The 9,922-nt window shown below is 47.1% G+C and carries 7 protein-coding genes and 1 pseudogene; all 8 read right to left on the reverse strand.

Translation table 11 applies throughout. From position 1 onward, the window contains the following. Nucleotides 1-4: 4 nt before the first annotated feature. The 8 genes and pseudogenes from araA to BJR36_RS17770 all read right to left on the reverse strand — a co-directional run bounded on the left by araA (nucleotide 5) and on the right by BJR36_RS17770 (nucleotide 9,410). A complete protein-coding gene (gene araA, locus BJR36_RS17735; RefSeq protein WP_091236770.1) occupies nucleotides 5-1,501 on the reverse strand; it encodes an L-arabinose isomerase in 1,497 nt (498 codons plus the stop codon). Between the two features lie 75 nt (nucleotides 1,502-1,576). Continuing rightward, a complete protein-coding gene (locus tag BJR36_RS17740; protein ID WP_242875648.1) occupies nucleotides 1,577-2,701 on the reverse strand; it encodes a GntR family transcriptional regulator in 1,125 nt (374 codons plus the stop codon). A gap of 655 nt (nucleotides 2,702-3,356) precedes the next feature. Continuing rightward, complete coding sequence (locus BJR36_RS17745; RefSeq protein WP_278276600.1) at nucleotides 3,357-3,647, reverse strand: RbsD/FucU domain-containing protein; 291 nt, start codon at nucleotides 3,645-3,647, stop codon at nucleotides 3,357-3,359. A gap of 40 nt (nucleotides 3,648-3,687) precedes the next feature. Next, nucleotides 3,688-5,169 carry an FGGY-family carbohydrate kinase gene (locus BJR36_RS17750; RefSeq protein ID WP_091236772.1) on the reverse strand — a complete coding sequence of 494 codons (1,482 nt, stop codon included), beginning with the start codon at nucleotides 5,167-5,169 and terminating at the stop codon, nucleotides 3,688-3,690. After that, nucleotides 5,170-6,099, reverse strand: coding sequence for a transketolase family protein (locus BJR36_RS17755; protein WP_091236773.1), 930 nt, complete (start codon nucleotides 6,097-6,099; stop codon nucleotides 5,170-5,172). Further along, a pseudogene (locus BJR36_RS17760) lies at nucleotides 6,092-6,934 on the reverse strand (transketolase); the annotation flags it as partial. The pseudogene BJR36_RS17760 and the gene BJR36_RS17755, both read right to left, overlap by 8 nt. A 39-nt stretch (nucleotides 6,935-6,973) precedes the next feature. Next, nucleotides 6,974-8,374 (reverse strand): L-fucose/L-arabinose isomerase family protein, encoded by a 1,401-nt coding sequence (locus BJR36_RS17765; protein WP_091236775.1) that lies wholly within the window; start codon nucleotides 8,372-8,374, stop codon nucleotides 6,974-6,976. A 16-nt stretch (nucleotides 8,375-8,390) separates the two neighbouring features. After that, nucleotides 8,391-9,410 (reverse strand): LacI family DNA-binding transcriptional regulator, encoded by a 1,020-nt coding sequence (locus tag BJR36_RS17770; protein WP_091236776.1) that lies wholly within the window; start codon nucleotides 9,408-9,410, stop codon nucleotides 8,391-8,393. Nucleotides 9,411-9,922 lie beyond the last annotated feature (512 nt).

Here is a 9,922-nt window from a genome sequence, read left to right on the forward strand (position 1 = left end):
AATCCTATCGGTAGAAGACCGAATTCCATTTCAGTTCGTTTCTGAAATTGCGGATTGTCGTTTCGTGGTCAATATATACGACTTCAATGCCCATTGCTGCGCCCCAGTCTCCCATCTGCTCTGCAGTAAGGTCATAGGAGAATGCAGTATGGTGCGCTCCGCCTGCATAGATCCAGGCTTCCGCTCCGGTTGCAAGGTTCGGCTCCGGTGTCCAGAATGCAGTCGCTACTGGAAGTTTTGGCATCGGCTTTTCAACCTTTTTGCAGTTTACTTCGTTTACGATCAGGCGGAAGCGTGTGCCGAGATCAACAAGCGAAGTGGCGATTCCCTTTCCTTCCTTTGAAGTGAATACGAGACGTGCCGGATCCTCCCTGTTGCCCATTGAAAGCGGACATACCTTGATGCCGACAGGACCTTCTGCAATCGTCGGACACACTTCCAGCATATGAGCCTGGAGGATTCCTTCTTTTCCCAGAACCAGGTTATAGGTATAATCTTCCATGAAAGAAGTACCTTTGGCATCCTTCACTCCGTTTGTCATAACCTTCATAAGCCTTACCATTGCAGCTGTCTTCCAGTCGCCTTCTCCGCCGAATCCATATCCCTTTTCCATAAGCCTCTGTATTGCAAGACCAGGAAGCTGGCCGAGAGAGCCGAGATCGCCAAAATGGGTAACGATTGCATGATAGTTTTTCTCTTTCAGGAATTTTTCAAATCCGATTTCTATTCCAGCCTGTACAGCCACATGCTTCCTGAATTCTGCGGCATCTCTTCCTTCGAGCAGGATTTCATAGTTGTCATAATATTCTTCAACCAGTGCGCTGATATCTCCTGTATTGACGCCGGCCACGTAATCTGCAATCTCATTGACCGGATAAGTATCCACTTCCCAGCCGAATTTGATCTGGGCTTCTACCTTATCGCCTTCCGTAACCGCAACATTCCTCATGTTGTCTGCTATTCTGAGCACGCGGATATGGCTGCTTTCCATAATTCCTACTGCAGTCCGCATCCATTCTGCAAGCCTTGCCTGCACTTTTTTATCATCCCAGAATCCGACAATGACTTTTCGTTCAATTCCCATACGGCTGACGATATGGCCATACTCCCTGTCCCCATGGGCTGACTGGTTTTCGTTCATAAAATCCATATCGATGGTGTCGTATGGTATTTCCTGGTTGAACTGGGTATGTAAATGAAGAAGAGGCTTTCTGTACTCCTGCAGCCCCAGTATCCATGATTTTGCAGGGGAAAATGTATGCATCCACGTGATGACGCCTGCGCACTCTTCGTCTGCATTGGCTTCATTCAGGGTCTTGCGGATCAGCTCATTTGTAATGAGCGTCGGCTTCCATACGACCTCGTAGGGAAGTATCCCCGATTTGTTGAGTCCCTCAACGATTTTTGCTGAATGCTCAGCCACATTTGCGAGACATACATCTCCGTACAGATCCTGTGATCCTGTTGCAAACCAGAACTTATAATTTTTACCTTTGTTCATTGCTCTTTCCTCCTGTGATCCATTCTACTATTTGGTGTGACTATATATTTGCTGACTTTCTTCGTGGCTGCTCATTTACACTTTCTTCACTGAATTTCTCTCAACGATTTTCGGTACGAACTCAAATCCCGCATCAAAGCTGCTGTCCTCCATAAGCTTAATGAGATTCTCAGCGGCGAGCCTTCCAAGGTCCTGAGCCGGAAGCTCAATGGATGTCAGAGGGACTTCGCAATGCGTCGCAAGATCGGAATTGTCGATTCCGATTACTGACATATCCTCCGGAACCCGGATTCCTTCTTTCTGGCATATCTTCACGACCTCAAAAGCAACCTCATCGTTGTAGCAGAGGCATGCCGTGCAGCCTTCAAGCCTTCTCAGGATCCTGTTCCTGTCAGCCTCCATATTACGGATGTCTTCGGTATCGATCCATAAGACATTCTCGTCATGGATCTTAAGTCCTGCTTCTAAAAGCCCCTTTGTATAACCCGAATACCGCAGATGCCCCTGGATGTCATCAGATTTGAAGATTCCTGCGATTTTTTCATGTCCCGCTTCCAGAAGATACCTGGCCGCCTCATATCCTGCTGCCTGATCGTCCAGGGATACATGGGGGATCCTGATTTTCGGGTAATAGCTGTTTATGAAAATTGCCGGCAGATGCCTCCTCCTGATCTCTTCATACAATTCCAGATTCGGCTTTGGAATGCCGCTTTTTGTTGGCTCGATGATAATGCCGTCTACCATGTCCCTGTCGAGAATGTTCTGCAGCACTGCAGATTCCCGTTCGATATGGTTGTGGGTAAATGCGATCTGGACCGTATATCCGGCTTTTGACATCGCCCTCTCGATTTCTTTGATGATCGTCGGGAAAATATAGTCATCTATATAGGTCGTCACCACTGCAACATTCATCGTTTTGCTTTTTTTCCGCACTTCCGGTTCGCAGATATAGGTGCCGCTCCCCCTTCGCCTGTCCAGAATCTTCTCCTGCTCCAGCATGCTTACCGCATGTCTTACCGTCTGTCTGCTGACTCCGAACATGCTGCTCAGTTCGTTCTCCGAATTCAGCTTGTCCCCAGGCTTTAAATTATTCTTCTCCAGCTGCTCCTTTACCCAGTTGACGATCAAGAGATATTTGGGTATGTTTTCATCCATCGTTTCAGCTCCCTTCTTTTTCAGAAATTTATATGCTGTATTCATAATTTTCATTCTGTTTCCATGTTCACAATATACATTTTTCACATGTATTTGTCAATACATTTGCACTACATCTTCTCATTGTTTTCAATAAAATGTACGCTCAACTTTTCAAAACCTCTTCCACTCCCTGGTTTTTGGACTTCTATACGCCTTTTCATTTAAATCCCACTCTTATTTTTCTACCCCTTTCCCAAACTTGTATGTACATCTTTAACCCCATAGCCATGACCGCCCTACACAAAGCGTTTGTTATCTCATGGTAAAAACTTTCCCATAAGAAGCAGCGTGTCAAAAGCCCTCTGTAACGTTCGGCTTCGTCAATTTGCACATTCGCCCGCTATCACGCAGTGATGCAAAACATGATTCAATGAGCAGCTTTATGAAGACGTTGGTACTTAGGCCGCGTACTTTGCGGCCTTACGTACCACTACGTCTTCATCTAAGCGAGAGCGCGCTGCGAATGAACATGTTTTGCATCACGTCCTCATTGCAAAAGCTTGTGCAAATTGACGAATACAATTATGTAAATGGGCTTTTGACACTCCACTCCCACGAGACAACAAACAAAGACCCTTATACCGGCAGTGCGGATGGTTTCGAAGAACCACCTCCACGTTGTCGGCATAAGAGCCTTTTTCCTATCATAGAACTGTTTTTAAGCTGGGAATGCAACTCCCGCCCTCAGGATTATATTCGGATAAGGCGTGAATTCTCCAGTCCTGATAGCAAATTTCACTTCCTTTGTCCGTTCTTTAAACTCTATATGCGGAATCATTTCGCATTCCGTATCCGGCAGGGATGCCTCAATAAAGTTCAGCAGCCTGTCATTTTTCTCTTTGATCTCTTCTGCAAGGCAGTAATATTCCGCCTCTGTCTCATCCAGCACCGCTGTGAGCACCTGTTCAAATGTCGGCACCCCTCCGCAGAGCGCAAGATCGACAATCAATGCAACCGGTACCAGGTACCAATTTCTCGGTACCTGGTACCTATTTTGTCAATACCGTTCCCACAGCATCTTTCCATTTTCCATATTTTCTGTTTCTGATATCGCGCTTCATCAAAGGCTCGTATTTCTGCCTTCCCATGCCTGCAAACAGCTTATCCCTGTCGTAAATCCCCAACGAAATACCAGCCAGATATGCCGCACCGATTCCCGAAAGCTCTTCCGCATCCGGCACCTGCACCGGTATGCCGAGCATATCGCTCTGGAACTGCATCAGATAGCCGTTCCTTGTGGGGCCGCCGTCAACGCGGAGCTCTTCGATTGCAAGACCGGCATCCTCACCCATGGCCTCTACCACATCCGTGATCTGGTAGGCGATGCATTCAAGCCCTGCCCTTACGATTTCCGCCCGTCCGGTCGTCCTCGTGATTCCCGAGATCGACGCCGTTGCCCTGCTGTCCCAGTATGGAGCGCCGAGGCCTGTAAAGGCCGGCACCAGATATACCTGGTCATCCTGGTTTGCCTCTGCAGCAAGTGTTTCCGTTTCCTTTGGCGACGAGATGAGTTTCATGTCGTCTTTGAGCCAGGTGATGACGGCTCCTGTATAATTGATGTTTCCTTCCAGTACGTAATTGACTTTTCCGTCAATCCCCCAGGCCAGTGATGTAACCACCCCATGGGTGCTGAGTACCGGTTGTTCTCCTATATTCATCATGATCGATGAGCCTGTTCCGTAAGTCGTTTTGATCATGCCTTTTTTCAGGCATCCCTGGCCGAACAGCGCGCCATGGGAATCTCCCAGGACTCCGTGGATCGGCACAGGCCTGTCAAGAAATCCTTCGAAATCCGTTTCCCCGAAGACAGCATTCGAATCGCTCACTTCTGCGAGATGCTCCGGATTGATTCCAAACAGTCCGCATACTTCCTCATCCCACTTAAGATCCATGATATTGAAGAGCTGAGTCCTGGAGGCATTTGAGTAATCTGTCTTGTAGGACGCTCCTTTTGTAAGCTTATATACCAGCCAGCTGTCTATGGTTCCAAAGCAGAGTTTTCCGGCTTCCGCCTTTTCCTTTGCCCCTTCCACATGTTCGATCAGCCAGGCGATCTTGGATGCCGGGAAATAAGGCGACAGGTTCATTCCTGTCCTCTGCCTTACAAACTCCGCCTTGCCGGCCCGTTCAACCCGTTCGCAGATGCCGGCTGCCCTTGCGCACTGCCATACGATTGCGTCGGCTATGGGCTCTCCGGTCTCTTTGTCCCATGCCGCAGAAGTCTCCCTCTGGTTGCTGATGCCGACGCCGGCTATGTCGTTTTTGTCTATACCCGATTGTCCAACCAGTTTTTTGACAGTCTGAATTGTGTTGTTATATATTTCACTAAGATTATGGGATACCCAGCCCTTTTCATTTACGATCTGTTCGTGGGGAAGGTCGGTTCTGCTTAACAGCTTCCCTCCCTCATCGAACAGGAGAGCTTTCGTCCCCTGGGTGCTTTGGTCTATTCCTATGATAAATCTGCCCATTTATACCAGCTCCATTGCGGTTTTTGCGATTCCTTCTGCGTTCAGTCCGTAGTAATCGAATACTTCCTGTGAAGTTCCTGTGATGACAGGTTCATCCGGAAGCGCAAGGTTGATGACCTTCTTCGGGCATTCCCTTCCGACCACCTGGCTTACCATGGAGCCGAGTCCGCCGAACGGCGAGTGTTCTTCCACGGTGATTACTGCTTTCGCATTGTTTGCAGCCTTGATGATGGCTTCCGTATCAAGAGGCTTGATGCAGTACATGTCCAGAACAGTTGCGCTGATTCCTTTTGCTTTCAGGAGTTCTGCCGCATCAGCTGCCGGTTTAACCATTTCACCGCATGCGATGATTGCAACGTCTGTTCCTTCTGCAATCACGGTTGCCTTGTCCATTTCGAAAGGCACATTTCCTTCTTCATAGATGTCCTCAACAGGATTACGTCCCACACGGATGTATGCAGGCTTTTCATCTTTCAAAAGCGCCTCTATCAGACATTTTGTCTGATGCCTGTCGCTCGGGATATAGACCCTCATATTCGGAACGGAAGCCATGGCTGCGATGTCCTGTGCCGAGTGATGGCTCATTCCAAGGGCTCCGTAGCTGATTCCTCCGCTGATTCCAATCAATATGACGTTCGTATTCGAATATGCAACATCTACTTTTGCCTGTTCATAGCTTCTTGTTGAAAGGAAGCAGGCCGGCGATGCCACGAAGGACTTCTTCCCGCATTTTGCGAGGCCTGCCGCTATGCTTACAAGGTTCTGTTCCGCGATTCCGACTTCCACATACTGGTCCGGATGTGCTGCCACGTATGGCGCAAATGATGCAGATCCCCTTGAATCGCTGCATAATACAACAATATCTTTATCAGTATTGGCCTGTTCAATCAGCACATCGCAGATTGCCTGGCGATTAGGAATTTTATTCATTGAGAGCCGCCTCCTTTCTTTGGGCAAAATCTTTCATGATCTGTTCATATTCATCGGCAGTCGGAACCTTGTGGTGCCAGTTGGCCTTGTTCTCCATGACAGGGGATCCGAATCCCTTTATGGTATTTGCAATGATGACTGTCGGCTGTCCCTTAGTGGCTTTTGCCTCTGCAAAAGCCGCATCCAGCTCATCATAGTTATGTCCGTCGATTGTGATTACATGCCATCCGAAGCTTGCAAATCTTGCTCCCAGGTCATCATGGCACATAATGTCTTCTGTACATCCTGAAATCTGGAGCCTGTTCCTGTCTACGACTGCACAGAGGTTGTCCAGCTTGTAGTGTCCTGCTGCCATGGCGCCTTCCCATACGGAGCCTTCCGCCAGTTCGCCGTCTCCCATTACTGTGTATACGCGGTAGTCCTTCTTGTCCATCTTTCCAGCGAGGGCCATTCCGACACAAACAGGAAGACCGTGTCCCAAAGAACCTGAGTTCATCTCGATTCCCGGTAATTTATTGTTCGGATGTCCGATGAACTTTGAGCCGAATTTCGAGAACTGCGCGATAACATCCCTGATGTCAAAGAACCCCGCCTCCGCAAGCACTGCATAGTAGGCTTCCACCGAATGTCCTTTGCTCATTACGAATCTGTCCCTGTTTTCATCATCCTTATTTGCAGGGCTGACATTCATGTTTTTCAGATATAACGAAATCAGAATATCGATTACGCTCATATCACCGCCTATGTGTCCGCCTTTTCCTTCAATTATCATATCGATTACGTTTTTACGAAGATCGAATGACTTTACCTTTAAACTGTTCATTTTCTTCCTCCTTAAATCACTCCGCTCATACCAGGAACTTTGTTGTTGCTGTCATTCCCCCCTGATATAAGCTTTCACTTTTTCCTCAATCGGATCATAAAGATCAGGTTTCACATTGATGTATTTGCATGCTTCATACAGTACCGGTACGATATCCTTATGTATGCCGACACAGTGATGGATATACGGTCCGCAGACAAGCTTGTCTTCTAGTCTTTTCCAGTTTTCTACCTCTACCCAGAGATAGGTTCCTTTTGTATATGGTCCGTCGATTCCCTTGGCATTTCCCAAAAGAAGGGAATATTCGCCGTTGTCTCCGTCAAATCTGCAGAGGGTTACATCGCCGTGTTTTGCTTCCGCCTCAAGGGCTCCCGGATGTTCAAATGCAAGCGGATATCCCAGCGTTACTTTTTCCCTGGCAACTGATATCGGCCATGGTCCGCAGTGCTGGAGCAGCTCTCCGTTTTCATTGTCCGGATGGCGCACTGTCCAGTCCGCGAAGAAGGATCTGGTTTCTCCCATTCCAGCTGCTTCAACAAGAAGGGAAGTGATTGCCCCGTGAATGTCTGTCTCGCAGACAACCGGGATTCCCAGGTCTGTCAGGAGAGAGTTTGCAGCGCATGGCATGATTCCAAGCTCAGACTGGAGGCAGTTCCAGCACTGGATCGCGATTGCGTTGCAGCCGTACTGTGCAGCCAGTCCCTTCATGGCAACCGTCATCGCCGCCACATTTTCAACATCTGCATCCTTGATCTGTACGTTCATATTCTCTTTTATATAAGTGATCACTTTTGCCACTTCAGAGCCTTCTTCCTTTGCCGCTTTGACAGCATAGGTGAGTTCCGGCATCGGAATCGGTGAAAGCTGGATATTGAATCTTTCAAGGAGCTCCCCTTCATTGCACATGGTCGTCCAGAAATCAAAAGGTCTTGTGGAGATCTGAAGTATTCTTGTGTTTCTGAAGGTTTTCACGACATTACACACTGCCAGGAAGTCCTTCACGCCTCTGTCGAATTCAGGATCGCTGAGCCTGCAGTTCGTCAGGTAGGTAAATGGAATCTGAAATCTTCTCAAAACCTTTCCTGTTGCAAACAGGCCACACTGGCTGTCCCTTAACCTGATTCCTTTTTCGTCCGGCCTCTCGTCCCTTGGTCCCCATAACAGGACAGGCACATTCAGTTCTTTGGCCAGCCTTGCACAGATATACTCAGTACCGAAATTGCAGTGTGGGATAAATAATCCGTCAACCTTCGCCGCCTTGAATTTCTCGGCAACCTTCTTCATATCCTCGTCATTGTAAAGAAGTCCTTCTTCGTTAATATCGGTGATGTCGACAAATTCCACGTCCATCTCCTTTAATTTATCCCTTGTCAGATTTCCGTATTTGATTGCATCCGGTGCGCTGAAAATACTTCTTCTTGTCGGCGCGAAACCTATTCTGATTTTACTCATCTCTTAACCTCCATAATCAACTCTGTTTTTTTGATTTTGTCAGATCCTTCACACTGTCTCTTTCTATGAATTCAGTGCTGATCTGAATCTTGCTTTTAATAAAATCTCCATGCTTCATTACATCTATAAGCCTTCTGACAGCCATCCGCCCCATCTCCTGTTTGAAAACCCTGATTGTCGTGAGCCTCGGCGTCGATATCTCTGATGACGAAAGATCATCAAATCCGATTATCGATACATCCTCCGGTATGCGGTATCCTTTGTCCTGCAGGGCCTTCATAGCTCCCAGGGCAATCATGTCGTCATCCGAAAAAAATGCCGTCGGCAGCTTGGGCCTCTGCTCCAGGAAGGAAATCATATCACTGTAAGCTCCGTCCATGGAGGTGCTTAACGTAACGACGCACTGCTCATCTGTATTGATGCCATGCTTATGCAGCGCCCTTGAATATCCGCTTGCCCTTGCCGTAAATGCCTTGATGCGAAACCGCCCTCTCAGGTAGCCGATCTCTCTATGTCCCTTTTTGATCAGATATTCGACTGCGTTTTTTGCCGAATCTTCGCTGTTGATCAGTATGCCGTTGAATTCCATGGAGGTGCACCAGCTGTCCAGTATGACAAGCGGACATTTGGACTCCTTGTATTGCTCAAAATCTTCATCATTCGCTTCTGTTCCTAAAATAATGAGCGCCGTTGTTTTATCATTGAGGAGCTCTTCCAGACGCTGCTCGTAAAAATCGCTCCGCCTGTCCAGATTACAGATCATCATTTCATATCCCGACTCCCTGCATTCCATCTCAACGCCTTCAAGAAGCTGTGCAAAGAAAGGGGAGTCATCAATAATCAGACCGTTTCTTTTGTAAATCACCAATTTGATCCTCGTGATTTTTGTTTCATTCACATAGCCCAGCTCATTCGCAATTTTAAATATCGCATCAGCTGTTTCTTTATTCACGCCCTTTTTGTGGTTCAGCGCATTTGAAACTGTCGCAGGGGAAAACCCAGAAATTTCACTGATCGTTCTAATGCTTATTTTCATTCCCTCGCCTCCTTTGCTTCTAAACACATTATAAACGTTTTATATCAGTTCTCAACAAGCATTGTGTTAAAAATGTAAATATTATGATTGTTTACCCATTTTTTGTGTTGTTTTTTGGTAGTATTGAATAAATTTTCAGGCCTTTTTAGCGTTTTTCAAAACGTTTTGAGGTTTGTTTTATATAAACGTTTATATAAACAAAACAGGAGTAATCGCAGCCAATCGCCATAAACATTTACATGATTCAATGAGCAGCTTTATGAAGACGTTGGTACTTGGGCCGCGTATTCTGCGGCCCTACGTACCACTACGTCTTCATCTAAGCGAGAGCGCGCTGCGAATGAACATGTTTTGCATCACGTCCTCATTCGAAAACCCGAGCAAATTGACGAATACCATTTTGTAAATAGGCTTTTGATGTAGACTTGCGAAATATAATCTCTTACTCCCGCTCTTTCACGTCGAATTATTTTCTGTTCTTCCTCTTAATACCTGATTAATTCCTGCCGCTT

The sequence above is a fragment of the Anaerobium acetethylicum genome (assembly GCF_900096945.1).
Classification (GTDB): domain Bacteria; phylum Bacillota; class Clostridia; order Lachnospirales; family Lachnospiraceae; genus Anaerobium; species Anaerobium acetethylicum.